At 50.8% G+C, this 18,437-nt stretch carries 14 protein-coding genes and 2 pseudogenes; 7 read left to right on the top strand and 9 right to left on the bottom strand.

The features are described 5' to 3' along the window. The 5 genes and pseudogenes from IQ260_RS12055 to IQ260_RS12035 form a co-directional block, all read right to left on the bottom strand. A pseudogene (locus IQ260_RS12055) lies at positions 1-577 on the bottom strand (MFS transporter); the annotation flags it as partial. 85 nt (positions 578-662) lie between these two features. Then, the gene (locus IQ260_RS12050) at positions 663-1,301 is read right to left on the bottom strand and encodes a DUF1294 domain-containing protein (RefSeq protein ID WP_193993357.1); all 639 of its coding nucleotides are present in this window, start codon (positions 1,299-1,301) and stop codon (positions 663-665) included. Positions 1,302-1,392: 91 nt separating this feature from the next. Then, positions 1,393-2,724, bottom strand: a complete 1,332-nt coding sequence (locus IQ260_RS12045) for a TRAP transporter large permease (protein WP_193993356.1) — start codon at positions 2,722-2,724, stop codon at positions 1,393-1,395. Next, the gene (locus IQ260_RS12040; RefSeq protein WP_193993355.1) at positions 2,714-3,274 is read right to left on the bottom strand and encodes a TRAP transporter small permease subunit; all 561 of its coding nucleotides are present in this window, start codon (positions 3,272-3,274) and stop codon (positions 2,714-2,716) included. Before IQ260_RS12040 ends, IQ260_RS12045 begins: the two co-directional genes overlap by 11 nt. A gap of 119 nt (positions 3,275-3,393) precedes the next feature. Next, complete coding sequence (locus IQ260_RS12035; RefSeq protein ID WP_193993354.1) at positions 3,394-3,711, bottom strand: DUF2283 domain-containing protein; 318 nt, start codon at positions 3,709-3,711, stop codon at positions 3,394-3,396. 484 nt (positions 3,712-4,195) lie between these two features. Between IQ260_RS12035 and IQ260_RS12030 the strand changes: the two genes are divergently transcribed. Then, a complete protein-coding gene (locus IQ260_RS12030; RefSeq protein ID WP_193993353.1) occupies positions 4,196-4,483 on the top strand; it encodes a hypothetical protein in 288 nt (95 codons plus the stop codon). Between the two features lie 186 nt (positions 4,484-4,669). Continuing rightward, positions 4,670-5,305: a Uma2 family endonuclease gene (locus IQ260_RS12025; protein ID WP_193993352.1), complete on the top strand. Its 636-nt coding sequence runs from the start codon at positions 4,670-4,672 to the stop codon at positions 5,303-5,305. Positions 5,306-5,656: 351 nt separating this feature from the next. Here IQ260_RS12025 and egtC read toward each other — a convergent pair whose 3' ends face one another. Both egtC and IQ260_RS12015 read right to left on the bottom strand, forming a co-directional pair. Then, on the bottom strand, positions 5,657-6,451 hold the full coding sequence (egtC, locus tag IQ260_RS12020) for an ergothioneine biosynthesis protein EgtC (RefSeq protein WP_193993351.1): 795 nt from the start codon (positions 6,449-6,451) through the stop codon (positions 5,657-5,659). A 38-nt stretch (positions 6,452-6,489) separates the two neighbouring features. Beyond that, the gene (locus IQ260_RS12015; protein ID WP_193993350.1) at positions 6,490-6,870 is read right to left on the bottom strand and encodes a DUF423 domain-containing protein; all 381 of its coding nucleotides are present in this window, start codon (positions 6,868-6,870) and stop codon (positions 6,490-6,492) included. 137 nt (positions 6,871-7,007) lie between these two features. Here IQ260_RS12015 and IQ260_RS12010 point away from each other — a divergent pair, with 137 nt between their 5' ends. The 3 genes from IQ260_RS12010 to IQ260_RS12000 all read left to right on the top strand — a co-directional run bounded on the left by IQ260_RS12010 (position 7,008) and on the right by IQ260_RS12000 (position 14,668). Further along, entirely contained in the window at positions 7,008-11,648 is a 4,641-nt protein-coding gene (locus IQ260_RS12010; RefSeq protein WP_193993349.1) for a CHAT domain-containing protein, read from the top strand. Between the two features lie 399 nt (positions 11,649-12,047). Next, positions 12,048-12,818, top strand: a complete 771-nt coding sequence (locus tag IQ260_RS12005; protein WP_193993348.1) for a DUF928 domain-containing protein — start codon at positions 12,048-12,050, stop codon at positions 12,816-12,818. 71 nt (positions 12,819-12,889) lie between these two features. Then, entirely contained in the window at positions 12,890-14,668 is a 1,779-nt protein-coding gene (locus IQ260_RS12000) for a CHASE2 domain-containing protein (protein ID WP_193993347.1), read from the top strand. A 143-nt stretch (positions 14,669-14,811) separates the two neighbouring features. On the opposite strand, the gene bchM is transcribed toward IQ260_RS12000, so the two are convergent. Beyond that, positions 14,812-15,507 (bottom strand): magnesium protoporphyrin IX methyltransferase, encoded by a 696-nt coding sequence (gene bchM, locus IQ260_RS11995; protein WP_193993346.1) that lies wholly within the window; start codon positions 15,505-15,507, stop codon positions 14,812-14,814. 70 nt (positions 15,508-15,577) lie between these two features. Then, entirely contained in the window at positions 15,578-16,717 is a 1,140-nt protein-coding gene (nagA, locus tag IQ260_RS11990) for an N-acetylglucosamine-6-phosphate deacetylase (protein WP_193993345.1), read from the bottom strand. 116 nt (positions 16,718-16,833) lie between these two features. Between nagA and purE the strand changes: the two genes are divergently transcribed. Both purE and IQ260_RS11980 read left to right on the top strand, forming a co-directional pair. After that, entirely contained in the window at positions 16,834-17,382 is a 549-nt protein-coding gene (purE, locus tag IQ260_RS11985; RefSeq protein ID WP_193993344.1) for a 5-(carboxyamino)imidazole ribonucleotide mutase, read from the top strand. A 419-nt stretch (positions 17,383-17,801) separates the two neighbouring features. After that, a pseudogene (locus IQ260_RS11980) lies at positions 17,802-18,437 on the top strand (ammonium transporter); the annotation flags it as partial.

The following is an 18,437-nucleotide window of genomic DNA, read 5'->3' as shown; positions in this document are numbered from 1 at the left end:
CCAAGGCCGCCAGTAGCAAAACGACTGTGCCAATCGAAAACGCTGCAAAGGGACCCAAATCCAAAATAAACTCACTGGCCAGGGGAGCCATGGCACCGGTAACGCCGCCTACCATGGTCAACACACTAGCGGCCTGGGGTAAATCTGCCTCAAAAGCATAGCGCCCCAGCAGGGACAGCGCCGGGCTGCGAAAAATAGTCATTGCCAGCGCCCAGGCCACCAAAGCAAACGGTAGCAAGGACTTTAGAGACAGCCCGCCCACCACCACTATCAACGGAATTCCGAAAAAGCAAATCGCTGACACAATCAATCCCAAGGCAATCTGGGGAAAACGACTGCCGACCCAATGCTGCCGCCGGTCTGAAAAACTGCCCATCAGAGGTTCCATTACCGCCCCCATGGCATTTTCAATCACCAGCAGCAGTGTGGCCAAACCGGCAGAAAAGCCTAAGGTGAGCAGCAAATCATCTAAATACAGGTTGTAGATCACCCAGGTCAGGGAAATAGCCCCCTGAACAGCGGCTAGACCTAGAACCTGGAGCCAAAGAATCCGCTTCCTTACTGATGAATTACTCATAGGAGTTCACTCAATTACCAATAAATATACGTGCAGCCATATCCTTCTGGATTTCCCCAATGTACAGACGTGCCATGGAACGCCCCTACTGAGGCCCTAGCCCCAGAAACCAACCAAGCCAACCAATCATATGGAGGCCAATAATAATCCAAAAAAATAATTGATAGGACTGTTTTCGACTCTTATGGCGCAATAGCTGCTGACCAACAAAGCCGCCTGTCCATCCCCCCATAAATTCACATAGATGCAGGGTTTTTTCTGAAACTCGCCATTTTCCAGTTTGAGCACGAGTTTTATCTTCTGCGTACAGACCAAAGGTCAAGCAACCCATGACCGCATAAAACATTAGTGGGATGAAGCTTTCGCCTGTCCAAGCTAAACGAGCAGCGCCAAATAGGGGCAGACTACCCAGTAAAGCAAACCCTACGAAAGGAAGTGGATGCAGACCAGAACGGCTAGCACGGGCACGAGGCTTCAAAGACGGTGGGGGTGTCGCTTGTTTTCTTGCACCGACAACAAAGGCATTACAAGCGCAGATTCGACCCTCTTCATCAACCGTAGTGCGATAGCAAATCATATCTCCTTGCTGAGGTCGACGCGTTGAGCCTTTTAATTCTGAAACATGGATAAAGACCTTTTTATCGCCACTTACCGGACGAATAAAGCCAAAGCCGCGCTCATCTTGCCAGCTGATTAGCTTGCCCTGCTTCAATGTCGATTTCATTCAACTCCTTCAGACCATCAACGGCGCTGACACCCTAACCACAGTATTAGACTTAATCATTCAAGCTGTTTTAATAGCCCCCCATCGTAGATTATTGGCTGATCGACGGTAGCCAATTCACCAAACCAGGAAACGCAATAATCGCCACCAACACCGCCAACTGCAACGCAATAAATGGCACCACACCCCGGTAGATATTTCCCGTGGATACATCCTTTGGAGCCACCCCCCGCAGGTAAAACAGCGCAAACCCAAAGGGTGGTGTTAAAAATGACGTTTGCATATTGGCTCCAATAATCACCCCGTACCACACTAAATCCATCCCTAACTGCTGCGCTACCGGCGCAAATAGGGGGATTACGATAAAAGCAATTTCAAAGAAATCAATAAAGAATCCGAGAATAAAGACCGTCAGCATACTGACAATCAAAAAGCCGACATCGCCCCCTGGCAAGTTGGTCAGGACATCAAAAATAAAGCTGTCCCCCCGTAGGCCGCGAAACACCAGACTAAACGCCGTCGAGCCTAGCAGAATAAAAATCACCATGGTGGTGGTGCGCAGCGTGCTATCGCAGACTTCTTGCAAACTGCGGATGGTCAGCTGTCGGTTACAGGCCGCTAGCACGATTGCGCCAACGGCACCCAACGCTCCGGCCTCCGTTGGTGTGGCCACGCCAAAGAAAATGCTGCCCAGCACTAGCAGAATCAGTACCAGCGGCGGCACCATGACTTTTAGTACCTTAAGCGCTAGGGCTTTACCGCGAACTTTGAGCAGTTCCGGGGGCAGAGCGGGCAGCAGGTCAGGCCGGACAAAGGCCATGATGGCTACATGCACCACAAAGGCTCCGGCCATCAGCAAACCTGGGATAAATGAGCCTAAGAACAAATCTCCAACGGACACCCCCAGCTGATCGGCCAGGACCACCAGCACAATACTGGGGGGAATGATCTGGCCCAGGGTGCCTGAGGCGGCGATTACTCCAGTCGCCACATCTTTGTTGTAGCCGTAGCGCAGCATCGTCGGTAGGGAAATCAGCCCCATGGTCACCACGGTCGCGGCCACCACGCCGGTTGTTGCAGCCAACAGGGCTCCAACGACGACGACTGCGATCGCCAGACCACCCCGCAGCCGACCAAACAGGCTGCCCATGGTTTCCAGCAGGTTTTCGGCAATGCCGGATTTTTCTAGCATGGCCCCCATAAAGATGAAATAGGGAATGGCCAGCAGGGTGAAGTTATTCATGATGCCAAAGATCCGCTGCGGCATCGCGGTGAGAAAAATCGGATCAAACACCCCGAAGGCAATGCCAATCAGGCCAAATAATATGGACACGCCGCCCAGGGAAAACGCCACCGGATAGCCCAGGGATAGGAGCACCAGCGCCCCCCCAAACATCAGTGGTCCCAACCAGTCAATCAGCATGATCGGCCCCCTGATTGAGAGGCTCACCGTCCCAACGTCCGGTAAAAATCGCCCAGTTCTTAATCGCTTCTGAAATCCCCTGCAGTATCAGCAGACCGAAGCTCACCAAGATCATTGTCTTGATGGGAAAACGCAACAGCCCCCCCGGATCCGGCGAGTTTTCCCACACGGCCCAGGACTTCAGCACCGCCCCCCAGGAGAAGTAGATCACCAACGCAGAAAACGGAATTAGAAAAATCACTGTGCCAATCAAGTCGGCCAGCGCCTTGCCTCGACGGGACCAGCGATCGTAAAACACATCGACTCGTACATGGCCGCTCTTTTGCAAGGTGTAGGCGGCCCCGAGCAAAAAGACGATGTCAAATAGGTACCACTGGGTTTCAATCAGCGCATTGGAACTCAGATTTTGACCGACTAGATTACCGAGATAGCGGCCAATGACGTTCCAGGTGCCGACGCCAATCATCGCCAGCACTAGCCAGTAGGCGAATTTTCCGATTTGAGTGGTGAATGCATCGATCCTACGGGCGATCGCGAGTAAGGAGCGCAAAGCATGGTGCCAATTTTCTACGGTGGTATTTTATACCGTTGGGTTGAGGCGGGGAGTGCGATCGCACAATTTGCAACGTTGCAATTATTTGCACTGCTATCCGGACAAGCCTACCTTTATCAAGCACTCTGCAAAAAAACCTGCTGATTTTGCAGAATCTGTCTAGCAAATGTGAGCTTTGCTTGCAGCTCAGTATCAGCAATTGTTTCCAAAAAGCTTAGAAATTTAAGCTGCTGGTCAAAGTGTTGAAAGGGCAATGCCCTGGTTGCTAAATCAGACAAATTTGCACCCACCCGCAGCACCTCAATCCCAATGATCTGATCTTTAGCGTCGTAGTCATACACAATATTTGGCTCAATATTTTCCGAATCCACCGCTTTACCCTCCAAAAGCTGGAGATACAGGGCATCCACTTCGGGGTCAAATTGAATTTTCATAGCCTGCCTCGCAGTTCAAGTGCAGTTCAATCGCTTCATAGTGACTCTGAAAGCTATATCGGCTGAAAGCGCCCTTTTATGGCAATCAGACTATTCTTAAAGTTCCCGGTCATACGTGTTTAGCGTTATCGCATTTATCCAATCCCACCTTTTTCAAAGCAAAAGCTTTGTCAGGGCGCAATCTAATGCGTTGAGCGATCGCAGTAAAGAATCGCGGTCCAAACGTAACAAACTTTACTTGCGTCCGGTCTCCGAATCGTTTACCTTACTTTGCTATAGCTGTGTACGTGCAGCTTGGTTCCCCAAAATTTTGGTCGAGACGCTACTGGCAGGAGATTAGGGCCTCCCACCAATAGCTGACCCCCAAGACAGATAACGCCTGTCTCGGCGGCTGAGTAGCATTTTACTCGTGGCCGCTCCGAACTGCACATTGTCTGGGAGCGGCCAAATTTTGGGTTTCCTGTCCCTTTGGAGGAAACCCTCAATGTTGTATTTACCGTATGTGTCGTCTGCCCGTCAGGGGGAGGCGACCAGTCCGCTGTTGCTGGCCAGTCCGGCAGCTCAGACGGGCCGAGAACGATTGCGCCATCTGGTAATTGGGTCACCGGAGGGGGTACGGTCTGTGATTCACAGTTTGCATGTGTTGCGCTATGCGGAGCAGGCGCTCTGGAGCCAGCTGGTGACGATTCCGGAGTCGGGAATGATGATTACGCCAGCCCAGGGGGAGATGTTTAGCCTGCTACGGCGTGATGGTCCTGAGTTGAGGGGATAGGTGCGCCAAGAAATCTGCGGCTAAATAATGTCCCTGAGCAAATCGGTTTCGACTTCGCTCAACTTCCTAGGTTCGAGCGTTGAGCGGAGTCGAAACGCAACCTGCGGGTATTTCGTTTTGTAAGAACTGTTTTATGTGCGATCGCACTAAAATAGCGATGAGCATCCCGGTCAGGAGATTTTGTTCATGGTCAGCACACTACCGCCAGCGGCTACCCGCTCCGGCGAGCAACGAGTATTGCTAGGCAATGTCAGCTGGCAGAGCTATGAGCAAATTCTGACAGCTCTGGGAGAACGCCGTTCGACTCGATTGACTTACTTTAATGGCTGCTTAGAAATTATGACGCCTTTAGAAGAACATGAAGGTTCTAGTAGCCGCATCGATCAATTTATCAATGTCGTCACTGAAGAAATGAATCAGGATCTCAAAAGCTTGCAGTCTACCAGGCTAAACAAGCCTGAGCTGTTGGCGAGTGCAGAACCCGACCAGTGCTATTACATTTCAAACGAACAACTGGTACGCGGCAAGACAGTCAATCTAGCTGTTGATCCTCCCCCCGATCTGGTGGTTGAGGTAGATATTACCCACACAGATATTGATAAAAATGCTCTCTATGCCGCGATGGGGGTGCCCGAGTTTTGGCGCTATGACGGTCAAGTTCTCAGAATTTATCAGCTACGTGAGGGTGAGTATCAAGAAACCCAAACTAGCTTAGCGTTTCCGGCAATTGCTAAGGATTTGCTTTATCAGTTTTTGCAGGATTGCAACGAGCAGGGAGAGACCGCTTCTAAACGCCAACTGCGCGATCGCCTTAACGACTGAGAGAATTCCAAAAATCATCTGGTCGAGCGAAATCGAATAGCTGGTTGAGCGAAGTCGAAACCAGCGGTACTAAAAACATGACCTTTCAACTCTCTCCTTTCGGACTCCGGCATCGCTAGTTTTGCGTTTCTAACTTCTCTAACTGTTTTACCGCCCATTTTCTGATCTGCTCATCGTTGTCGTTTTTGGCGCGGTCCTGCAGCAGTTCCAGGGTTTTAGGGTGCTCAGGAATTGTTGCACCAGCACGTTGAGAGCAATTTGTCGGGGGTTGCCTTGCCAATCTTCTTCTCGTTTGAAGGGATCGTTGAGGGTGCGATCTCACAATTCGCAATGTTTACCCCCCGACCAACATCAAGCGGTGCTAGAAAAACTATGGATATGAGGTTTAAGATCGCTCGCAGCCACGGTCACACTATAGTCCTGGGCCAGAGGCTCCCAATCTGCCTCAAATAATGGTTCAGACGCGAGAATAATACCCTTGGGCTGACGTAACAGGTAAAAAGAAGGAGCCTTATCCTGGTTATCAAAACGGCCTGCTATCAGCCGGTGGCCATCGCTCAAAATAATCACGCCCGAAACACGCACGCCATGCTGGTTGGCCAAAGATTGAATCATGGCAATGGCCTGCTCCATCGCCCCCAGCAGGTCCAACCGGGGATCTAGCTCCAGCAGATGCGTAATCAGCGCAAAGATATGCTCGGAGTCAGTCAGACCATAAATATTTTGATACGCGACATCGCCAATCAGATCGCGCATGGGGCGGTAAAGCGTTTGGCGAAATTTATCAATATAGCCGTTGTGGACAAACAGTAGCTGGCCATGGCGAAACGGCTGACAGTTACTGAAGTCTAGCGGCAACCCTGGGGTGGCACTGCGAATATTCGACACAAAGGACTTCGCTCGAATATAACGACACAGGTGGGGCAAATTAGCATCATTCCAAATCGGCAATACATTGCGATACACAAAGGGTTCTGCCGCCGCATCGTCAGGATGATGCCAGCCCACACCAAAGCCATCGGCATTGAGCAAAGCGAATTCTAGTTCTTTGGGCTGATAGCTCTGAGCCAGCAAGGAATGCTCGGGTTTAAAGATGAGTTCGTCAAGGGGGATGGGCTCTCCTAAATAGGCAAGTAAACGGCACATAGTAGCGGCAAACGGAATAGATTCCTTAGGTTGTCAGATTAGTTTGTCAGAGAGACTGCAGCAGTGGCTAACAATGCCCAACCAATGATTAGAAATACGCCACCAATAGGTGTGACCGCCCCCAGTAGTTTGAGCCCAGACAAACTCAAACCATACAGACTGCCAGAAAAGATGACCGTCCCTAGAATGAATGACCAGCTGGCGTAGCTGAGCCAGCCATTATTCGGAAGTTGTAGCCACAGAAGTCCCACCAGCAGCAAAGCCAGGGAATGATACATCTGATAGCGAGTGCCAAGCTCAAATGTGGCCAGCGCCTTTTCGGTTAGCTGAGCTTTGAGTGCATGGGCCCCAAAGGCACCGCCTGCAACAGATAGACCGCCGAGGATGGATGCGATCGCAAGACACAGACGAGCAGTCATAGTACAGCCCCAAAAACGAACCTCTCTAGGGTAAACAATGCCCCGCCGTTCTGCCCAGGCTGCCGATTTTGCCCCCGCCATCCCCCATACCAGTCTTAAAACTTTTAATTGCTCTCGATTTGGGCTGACAGTGCTCTATGGAAGTCTTAACCAAAGCAACCGTTGCGCTAACACTACTGCCTGTAATTGGCGGTAGCATTGCCCTGGCAACCACAGCACCTGTGCTGGCCCAAACCATTCTGCCCACCGACACCACCACCCAGGTCAGCGTCTCAGACCAGGACGTGATTGATATTAGCGGCGGCACCCAAGCCGCAGGAAATATTTTCCATAGTTTTGACCAATTCAGCCTGGGACAACAGCAAACCGCAAACTTCATCACAGCCCTTACCACTGACACAGTCATCGGACAGGTCATCGGTGGCACGACATCCACCATTGACGGCCTGCTTAAAATTACCGGCAGCAGCGCCGACCTCTATTTGGTCAACCCCGCCGGACTGATTTTTGGCCCTAATGCCCGTCTCGATCTCGGTGGTTCCTTTACTGCCACGACCGCTACCCATCTCGGCAATGACACCCAGTGGTTTGAAGTGCTCAGCGACCCTGACTACAGCACATTGGTCACAGCGCCCAGCCATTTTGGCTTTAGTCACTCAGGCGGCATCACTAACCACGGTCAGCTCACGGTTCGAGACGGACACAGCCTCAGACTGCTAGCCCCCCAAGTAACCAATGCTGGGATGCTGAGCGCACCCGGTGGGGAAGTGACCCTATTCGCTCCAGAACCAGGCCAAACCATCCATATTGGCCAGTCTGGTGGTTTACTTAACCTGGAAATCTCCCCTGACAACAGGAGCCTAGACAATTTGCCCGCCAGCATTACGGGCGGTGAGGTTAACCATAGCAACACCCTTGTCGTCAGCCAGGATGGAGCGGTCAGTCTGGTTACTGAGCCATCCCCCAGGGCTCAACCCTCGTTCAGCCTGATAAATAGGGGAATAGTCTCCACTCAAGGCACCACAGGTGGTGAAATCAACCTGCTAGGCGACACCATCCAAGTCATGGATAGCGGGCTCAACGCCACGGGAAAAAATGGCGGTGGCTCTATTCGCATTGGGGGTGCTTATCAGGGAAGCGGCAGCTTACCCCGGTCTACCCAAACAACCATTACTAATACCACCTTAATCACCGATGCAGACCAGCAGGGCAACGGTGGCCAAGTGATTGTTTGGTCCGATGGGATCACAAACTTTGATGGCACAGTTTCAGCTCAATCGACCACCGGGGATGGCGGTTTGGTGGAAACATCTGGGCTGCTGCAACTGACTATTGGCGAAAACACCGAGGTGACTACGACGGCCCCTACAGGCAGAGCCGGTCTTTGGCTGTTGGATCCTACTGAGCTAACCATCGTTGATACCAATGCTCCAGGCGAGATTATCACGGATACCAACGACCCCGTCAATAACGCCATTAATGTTTCAACCATCGTTAGTGCGTTAAATAACACTAATGTCACGTTGCAGGCTGCTAGCGACATTACCTTCGCTGCCGCGCTCGACGCCAGGGCCAATGGCACTGCCAACGATTTATTCCTAGATACAGCGACTCTCAACCTGAATGAACGCATTACGCTCAAGGAGGGTGGCCAACTATCAGGCACGGCTACGACGGTTAATGTGGGTGCCAATGGCAGGATCCAAAACGGAGTCGATGCTGTCGCTAGCGGCGGGACTGTTAATCTGGCAGCCAATACCTACCGTGACGGCAATGTCATCATCATTGATCAGCCCCTCAGTTTGGTCGGTCAAGGTCGAGACCTTACGGCGATCAGCGGTGATATCGACAGCAACGGCGTGGGCGACCATCCAGTGCTTAAGATCACGAACTGGGGAAGTAACAGTACTCTCACAGGTCTCACGCTCCAAGACGGGCTCAGTACATCAAATGGTGCAGGTCTCAGCAACAATGGCAACAATATCGTCCTCAACAACACCCACTTTATTAACAACGAGATTATAGAGAGCACTAAAGACGGTGGGGCGATTCACAATACAGGCTCCCTCACAATCTTAAATTCAGTGTTTGAGAATAATCGCACTAGCTCTGATGGTGGTGCTATTGATATCCTTCAAGGCTCCGTAGAGATTGTTGATAGCGTTTTTCTCAACAATCAAGCCGCTGGACATGGGGGTGCCATCGATATTGATCCCCAGGGCGTGCTTACTGTTTTGAAGACTGATTTCTCACAAAATACGGCTGCCAGTCATGGGGGTGCGATCTACAGTGAAGGAGACGTGCAACTTGAAGCTGTCAATTTCACTCAAAATCTAGCTATAGAGGGCTCTGGCGGGGCAGCTTTTTTGACTAATACCAGCGAGATTAGAGCCGGATATTTTTTCAACAATAGGGCTCAAAGCGGAGGCGGTCTTTACAACCAGGGAGAAAGCCAGCTATTGAGCAGCATTTTTAGTAACAACCAGTCTACGGGTATCGGCACGTTTGACGGGGGGGGTGGTATAGAAAACGCGGCGGGTGGCAGACTGAGCCTAGAGTCGAGCTTGATTAGCAACAACTTATCGGCTACTAACGGCGGGGGTGTTTTGAATCTGGCTAATGACAGTCAGACGGGGGTTGCGATCGCAAATAGCGCCATTGTCAATAACCAGGCTGCCAACAAAGGCGGAGGGATTGAAATTGCCAGCATCGAGAGCTTCTCAGATCTGAGTCAGTTAACCGTAAGTAATAGCACTATTTCAGGCAACCAGGCAGACATTGGCGGTGGCATCAGAACTGTTGGCCCCACCACCCTCACCAACGTCACCATCACCGCAAATACTGCCATTCGCTCTGGAGGAGGTCTTTCTAAAAATCCGTCAACAGCTGCCACACCAGATCTGATCAACACCATTGTGGCCAATAATATTGCCCCGTCCCATCCCGACGTAGAGGGACAGTTTAGCGATCAAGGTAACAATCTCATTGGCATCGACCAGGGCAGCATCGGTTTTAATGTCAGCACCCTGGTGGGAACCACCAACACACCGATCGATCCGAGACTGACATCACTCAACAACACACGGGGTTCCCTGCCATCCCACCAGCTACTCAGTGACAGTCCGGCAGCTAATGCTGGCAATAATTTAGCCGCTGCCCCTAGCGATCAACATAGACAACCGAGAATTGTCGGCAACACTGTCGATATAGGAGCTGTTGAAAGCCCCATTTTACCTGCGGTACCTCCACCCACCAATCCTACGTCTCCAACGCCCACACCCCAATTTTCGGACCCATCGTCCCCTAGCACCCCGTCATCCCCTGACAATCCACCACAGCTAGCGCCACCCCAGCCTACTACTCAGCTGGATGAAGCAAATGTCGATGAAGCAAATGTCGATGAAGCAAATGTCTTAGTACAAGAGGAAAAAATTACCCAGCCTCTTAATCTCGAGCCTGAACAAATCAGTCCCACAACACCGAGCAGACGCCTACGCTACTTCGATGAGGCAGCTTTTCAATATTTAGAAGACTCATTTAGCGAGGACTATGAAGATTATTGGCAGCTTCCCCAGACTCAATCGATCACCTTACAAACCGTACAGAAAACCCTGCAACAGGCTAATGAATTGCATCAAATTCAATCAGCCGTTATTTACGCCATCTTTGTTCCCCAGGCACCTGGGAGTTCTACGAAAAGCACTATAGATAGGTTCGCCCTACCGCGTAATCACAGTACACCCTCTCCAGAAGACAAACTCCTACTGGTTTTAGTGTCGGCCACTGGAAAACCTGTACAGTACCTGGTCAATGTGACCCGAGCTGAACTCACTCAACAGGCCAAGCTATTCCGACTAGCTACCTCAGACCCTGACGATCAGCTCAGCTATCAAGCACTCGCTCGTCAAATGTATAGTTGGCTGTTGGCTCCCCTACAAGCGGACTTAGCCCAGGGGAAAATTGAGCATATCATGTACTCTCTTGATCAGGGGCTTCGAACCATTCCCCTTGCCGCTATGATGCACGAGGATTCATTTGTCATCGAACAGTATGGGATATCTATCATTCCAAGCATGGGGCTGACACAGCCTCAGTTTGACACGATTCCCTCAGTATCTCGCTCACTTGTAGCTGGCGCGAATCAGTTCGAGGCTTTGGCAGCCCTACCAGCTGTCCCCATTGAACTCAAAGTTGTTGCTGAAAACACCCAAGCTACAGATATTCTCCTCAATGAGACATTTACCCTCGATAATTTTCTAACGTTACATACATCCCAACAACCTGACCTGCTACATCTGGCGACCCACGCTGAGTTTAATGCGGGTAATTTAGATGAGTCATTCATCCAGTTTTGGGACGCTCAGCTGACATTTAACCAGATGCGAGAGCTGAATTGGTCGGAACTCAGGCTATTAATCTTAAGTGCCTGTGGTACAGCGCTAAGTAGCCCTGAAGCCGAACTAGGCTTTATAGGATTAGCCGCTGCAGCGGGTATCGAAACCTCCATGGGAAGTTTGTGGAACGTTTCAGATCTAGGGACCCTGGCATTGATGACAGAATTCTATACGCAGCTATCACCTACGTCTCTGCGATTTAAGTCCTTACAGCAGGCACAAATCTCACTCATTCAAGGTAACACTCACATCAACAACAGTATATTAGACACCTCAAGTGAGGACATCCTATTGCCTGCTGAGTGGAATCTCCCAGCATCCGCTGAATTCTCTCATCCGTTTTATTGGGCGGGATTCACCATGGTGGGCAACCCTTGGCGCTAAAACGGGCCGCACGGGCGTTCCATGGTAGCTTCTGCAAACGCATTTTTTGGATCTCATAAAACCCTTCTTCCTTAACCGCGCTGTTGGTGTTAAGTAGATAGTCCAAAGTAAACATTCCTAATACCGCTAGTTTCGACTCCGCTCAACCAGCTAATTTAGAAAAGATGAGGGCTGAGCGGAGTCGTTCGCGTTCGCGTCTCCAGAGGAGAAAGCCCGGATGATGAATAGTTTTTTCCACCCACTTAAGTCTCAAGACTTTACCTAGCCTGTATATCCATCTCCCGAGTTTTTAAGTATTCTTTACCTATTTTTAGGTAGCAAAAAATACACTGAAGACGAGTAAGGGGCTGCCTGTTATGCACCTGCTTATCAATCTCTAAACGCGGTGGATTTCCAGTCATGAGCCAGCACCCAAAACTTACGTTGCTAAACCTAATCACTCGCTGTACGCAATACGCTAAGCCAGCTTCGGTGCTGGTTAGTTGCCTATGCGGGCTCACCATACTCACACCTAGCTATGCGAGTGAACGCATTCGTTGGACCCCAGATCCCGAGCGGGGTAGCGTCGGCTCCACACTCTCAGGAGGACGACGAGGGCAAGAGTCTGTTAGTTGCCGTCCGGACGCATCTGACGAGGCGACTCAGCTAACCCTGCTGGTGCCAGGAAATCAATCCGGACTCCTAACCACCCAGACCACCCCCCCACTGGCCTGGCATGTGTCCACTGTGGCCCCTGTCTCCGTGACATTTCATTTCTCAGATCCCACCCTGGCAACTCCGATATATACCCAAACTGTTACTCTTGACCACACAGCAACCGTCAGCGTGACCTTACCTAAGGAGAATCACTTAGAGTCTGAAAAACGATATCGCTGGACAGTGTTTGTTTCATGCCCCCATGACACCCAAACCGAAATTTCTGCGCGTAGCTTTATTGAACTCGTAGACGGGGAATCCTTAGATGTATTAGATGTAGACCATCTATCGCACCTAGAGCAGGCTAGTGCCTATGCCAGTCAAGGGATTTGGTATAACGCCATTGCTGCACTACTGGCTGCTAGAAATCAGGGGGTAACAGATGCTGAAACTATGGTGCAAAGTCTTTTGGAACAGAGTCAAAACGAAGCAGACGTGAGCTTGTCAGTAGTGGTGAATATCAGTGGTGGTTAATTTGTCAGCTTAGTTGAGTGGCCACCGTATTACTCAAGTCGTGTAATCACGTTGTTTACGGATGGCAAACCTTGATAAAAATAGACAACATTGGAGACATTTGGAAAGGCGTTTGGCATCGGCTGAGAACCAAGAACAGTTTTGTCATTCTTGCCAGTTTTCTTGCCGCCAATGGCGTCTTGGTTCTACGGTCCATGGGCGGTTTGCAGCTGATAGAGCTGCGAACATTTGACATCATGATGACGCTGCGGCCATCTCAAGCTCCTGACCCCAGACTTGTCATTGTGGGTATTACTGATGCTGATCTAGACGATTACCTCGGCACAGCCTCCGTCAGCAATCAGACCATGGCTAGACTGATTCAAAAAATTCAGACCCATCAACCTCGGGTTATCGGTCTCGACTTCTACCGTAATTTATCTAACGAGCCCGGCAGTCAGCACTTAGCCACAATCTTTGCTAACACCCCAAGTCTTATCGGTATTGAAAAAATTATTGGAGATGAAAACAGCGCACCGATTCCTGGCCATCAGATTTTGACAGAGGCTGACCGGATAGCAGCCAGCGATATTGTTGTTGATATGGACGGTCGTGTTCGGCGGGGGTTGTTGTTTCCTGCAGCGAATGGTCCCCGTGTTGTTGAAGGACTGGGACTACGGGTGGCCCTTGATTACTTGGCTGGGGAGCCTGAAAAAATTACACCGCAGCTAGATAGCTCAGTGTTAACGCTCAATCGGATAAAAATTCCCCCTATCGAACACCATACAGGTGGATACGTGGCCATCGATGCCCAGGGATATCAGATCTTGCTAAATCTGCGACAACAGACGGATGCATTTGATGTGTTTTCGTTAGAACAGGTATTACGGGACCAGGTTCCGACCGACGCCATGCGCGATCGCATCGTCTTAATTGGCACCATGGCCCTGAGTAACTCAGATATTTTCTACACAGCCAGTAGATCTCTTCAGGGAGAAGCCGCGATTAAGTTTGGCGTAGAGCTGCATGGAGAGATCGCTAGCCAGATTCTCAGTACCATTCTGGATAATCGCCCCCTCATTCACGCATGGCCACCGTGGGTAGAAAACCTGATGATCATTGGCCTTACCCTAGGGAGTGGGTGTCTCACCCAACGGGCAACCAAAATCTGGCAGCGCCTCACCCTGATGCCTGGTGTTAGTCTTTTGGTCCTGAGTGGTAGCTACGGCATACTGATGGCCACAGGGCTATGGTTACCGGTGGTGCCGACGCTCTTAGGGCTATGGGTTGCCGCAGGGATCACAGGAGCCCACCGCACGACACAGCTGCAGGTGCTCTCGGCCAATGACAAACTGACAGGCCTGGCTAATCGTCGCACATTGGATGAGACGTTACAGCAGGTATGGTTTAAGGCCCTGCGATCGCAACAACCCTTAGCCTTGATCATTGGCGATGTGGACCACTTTAAAAAATATAACGATACCTATGGGCATCCCCAAGGCGACGAATGCTTAAAGCGGGTGGCCCAGGCCTTTCGCGCGGCCATCCGGGCCAGGGGTGCCCTCAGTGCCCGCTACGGTGGCGAAGAGTTTGTCGCCTTGCTGCCTAATACATCTGCTGAGCAGGGTGTTGCGATCGCAACCGCAGTTTTAGCCAAACTGAGCGCCTATAACTTACCCCACTCAGCTTCTGACACCGCTGACCACGTCACCATGAGCCTGGGCGTCACCAGCTTTATCCCAACACTGGAAATTCCGCCCAGCGCCCTGATCGAAATGGCGGACCTGGGGTTATACACCGCCAAAAAGTCAGGACGTAACTGTGTGAAGCTACATCAGCCTGATACCCTTGATAAGCTCACATCGGCATAGGCCGATTTAACCCCAGGCCATACTTTAGGCGGCATGAACAGAGCTAAGAAACGAAAGTTAAAACACTACTTATGCCGGGGCTTCGACTCCGCTCAGCCCTCTACTAGTAACGACGAGGGTATGGACCTCGCTAATTTTTTAGCCTAATCTGAGGCTTTAACCGCCTCTAGCAGTCGTGAAAAGTAAAACTGGGTCGCTGTGAATTCCTGGCGCTTAATTTCCCAACCATTGGCCTTTAAAGCGGCCCGAATCTCAGCTTCGCTATGAAGATAAGCACGGGTAGCCTTACTGGGACCGGGGAAAAACTCACCAATACGCTTCAGCACCGTATAGAAAGGATTTTTAGGTGCAAAGCTGACAATCAATCGCTCTTGAGCCAAAGCACTCAGATGAGCCAGCATATCCCCCGCCTTGTCCTGGGGATAGTGAATCAACACATCCAAGCAAACAACTGTGTGATAGCTACCATCCAAGGTTTCTAAATCTTTGGCCTCAAAGGTCGGTACCGCCTCAGGCTGCAGCACGTCTTTGGCTCGGATACTGGCCTCTTCCACCATTTTTTCAGAAATGTCACTGGCAGAAACCCTAGCCCCCATCGCCGCCAGGGGGATACTGAGACTGCCCACACCACAGCCTGCATCACAAACGGTCAGGCCCTCAGCGTTACCATCCTGCTTAAACCAATAGAGCACATGATCCACCGTCTGCTGATGGCCATCTCGAATATCGCGCTGCACCTTATTAACCTGACCATCGCCGTAAATACGGCTCCAACGATCAAACCCTTGGGCGTTGAAATAATTGCGAACGATGGTCTTATCGTCAGTTGCACTCGTCATAGGATCGCCCAGCAGTGGTCAATAGGATTTCTCTACCGTCAGATCCTATTACGTTTTGGATACGTTCCCATCACATTCTTTGCCAGCTTAAGTCCGTGCCATCGTAGTGCCAGCGCAGCAAATGGGCCGTTTGCATCGGCGCCAGCCTGGGTAAATCGATGGCCTGACGGGGCCGATCAGTGGCCATCGAAATGGCTTCATCGACGCTACACACCCCCCACTTAACTAAATTTTTTACCCCATCAAGCAGCAGTCGGGTCGTCCCTGACAAGGTGCCATCCGGTAGTCGGGCAGTGCCCTCTATGACCTCAATTTCACGGCTATCCCAGGGATATGTGCCATCGGGCAAACCCAGGGGAGCCAAAGCATCACTGACTAGAAACAGCCCTCCATGGGTGGCCTCATTGCTACCACGACCGACTCGCAGTAGCAGATCGAGCATCGTCGGACATACGTGTTGGCCATCGGCAATCAGCCCGGTAAATACGCGGGGATGAGTCAGGGCAGCCCCCAACAGACCGGGCTCACGATGATGCAACCCTGGCATGGCATTGAAGGCGTGGGTGATCATTGAGGCTCCTTGGTCAAATGCTTCCTGGGCTTGGGCTGCAGTCGCGAGGGAATGGCCCAGACTCACGGTTATGTTGTGCGATCGCAACCACGGAATCACCTCAGCAGTCTCCGCCATTTCCGGTGCTAGGGTCACAATTTTGACCCCATCGACATACTCACCCAATAGCTTCTGCACCCGATCGATCGACAAGGGTTGCAGATAACCAGCAGGATGAGCCCCACGCTTCACCGAATTGAGAAATGGCCCTTCCAGATGAGCCCCCAACACCTCGGCATGGCGAGGCAGAGACCCCATAGCCTGATAAGCCCTAATCACAGCTAAACTGCGTTGAATTTTCGCTGCATCCGCCGTCACCAGCGTCGGCGTAAATGCATCGATCCCCTGAGCCCACAGAAAACTAGCAGCCTTTTGCAACTCGACGGGATCGCTGAGATCCGGAAACGCCATCCCTAAGGCCCCATTAATTTGCAAATCCACCCCCCCCAAGGAAACCCAATCTCCTTGACAGTCAATTGCTTGTACTGCATTAGCAGCCACTTTAGCCATCGGCAGCATAGACCGGAGCTGATTGCCCACTATCTCCAGACAGTAAAGTTCCGACCTATGGGGTAGTCGTACATTGAGCAAAATTGACATGGGCCTTTCGTGTTCAAATCTTTGTACGAATCATCCCATAGGAACCCGGTAGGCTAACAACATCCCCCTGGCTTTGCCAGGAACGACCTGTTTTGTAGAACAATACATTTCCTCCTATGACTTCTCCCCTTGTTGGCATCATCATGGGCAGTGATTCTGACCTGCCAACCATGCAAGCCGCCATTGTTGTATGCGAAGACTTTGGCATTCCCCACGAAGTTGCCATTGTGTCTGCCCATCGCACCCCAACCCGCATGATGAACTATGCCCAAACAGCTGTTGAACGAGGGCTAAAAGTGATTATTGCAGGAGCCGGTGGAGCCGCGCATCTACCCGGCATGGTTGCCGCCCTCACACCGCTTCCAGTCATTGGAGTACCGGTTAAAAGTCGCAGCCTGCAAGGCATCGACTCGCTTTACTCGATTGTACAAATGCCCGGCGGCATCCCGGTTGCCACCGTTGCCATTGGCAATGCTAAAAATGCTGGACTACTCGCAGCTCAAATCCTAGGAACGGGCGATCTCCAACTTTTACATAAAGTCCAAGCCTATCGGCAAGCCCTCGAAGAAAGTGTCCTGGAAAAGCAAAATCGCCTTGATAGCCTAGGACCTCATCCGTACTTAAAGACAATGTTTCCATCAAGCAAAAATGATGCGAATGGCTAAAGCCAACGTGTTTAAGGCTTTCAGAATATTAACTTTTGAAAACAAGTAAAAATAAGCAGGGCTCAAACCCCTAATATTCCATTCACACGAATCAAGTGTAGTTTCTGATACAGAATGACTTGACTGAAATTGGTGGAATCTATCTACATAGATATCCAAAAAGTACCCACACAGGCATACCTATGGGTTTAGCTGTGTGCAATGTGACTCATTGCTCTTAAATGCTGTGGAGATTCTTAGATTATTGTTAAGGATTCCCAAAGCTTGGCATGGTCATATCACGGTTTCAGACCGGTTGTCGGTCATTGAGTATCTTGAACTGTCAAGGTCCGCTCACACAAAAACTTGATTATCTAGGGTTAACAGCTCTGGGATTGGGTTTTAGTTGATTGGATTGTGTTGTAGGAACGTCTGTTGAGATGTCTAGTCTAAATTTTAGCCGCAAGGCAAGGCGACGCAAATCGTCCGTCTGGGATACCTATGCGCCACCATTTGATCAAATGGCAAAGCGCTTTTTTGGCAGAAGCTTTTCTTGGGCTTGGTTAGCTTGTATACCTTTGGCACTGGTCATTGTTGCCACCTGGAATACAGCCGCCCATGCGCAGGAAGATGCCATCACTGCTGAGAATGTTCAAGTTGTTTTAGACAATATCTGGGTGCTGGTTGCAGCTGTCCTAGTAATCTTCATGAACGCTGGGTTCGGCATGTTGGAAACCGGCTTCTGTCGTCAGAAGAACGCTGTTAACATCCTTTCCAAGAATTTAATCGTCTTTGCCCTAGCCACCCTGTCCTTCTGGGCAATCGGGTTTGGCCTCATGTTTAACGAGGCCAATCCATTCTTTGGTATGGGTAATTTCTTCCTGTCAGGTCTGACTGCTGAAGATCCCTACGCCGGGAACTTAACGGCCCCTGTGTTCTTCCTATTCCAGGCTGCCTTTGCCGGTACCGCAGCTACTATCGTCTCTGGCGCGGTAGCAGAGCGGATCAAGTTTGTTGACTTCGTTATCTTTAGCATCCTGCTAACGGCGATTTCCTACCCCATCACTGGTCACTGG

This window comes from Leptolyngbya cf. ectocarpi LEGE 11479 (assembly GCF_015207065.1).
In the GTDB taxonomy this organism is placed as follows: domain Bacteria; phylum Cyanobacteriota; class Cyanobacteriia; order Phormidesmidales; family Phormidesmidaceae; genus Leptothoe; species Leptothoe ectocarpi.
Note: the sequence above shows the minus strand (reverse complement) of the source record. Positions and strands in the feature narration are given on the sequence as shown.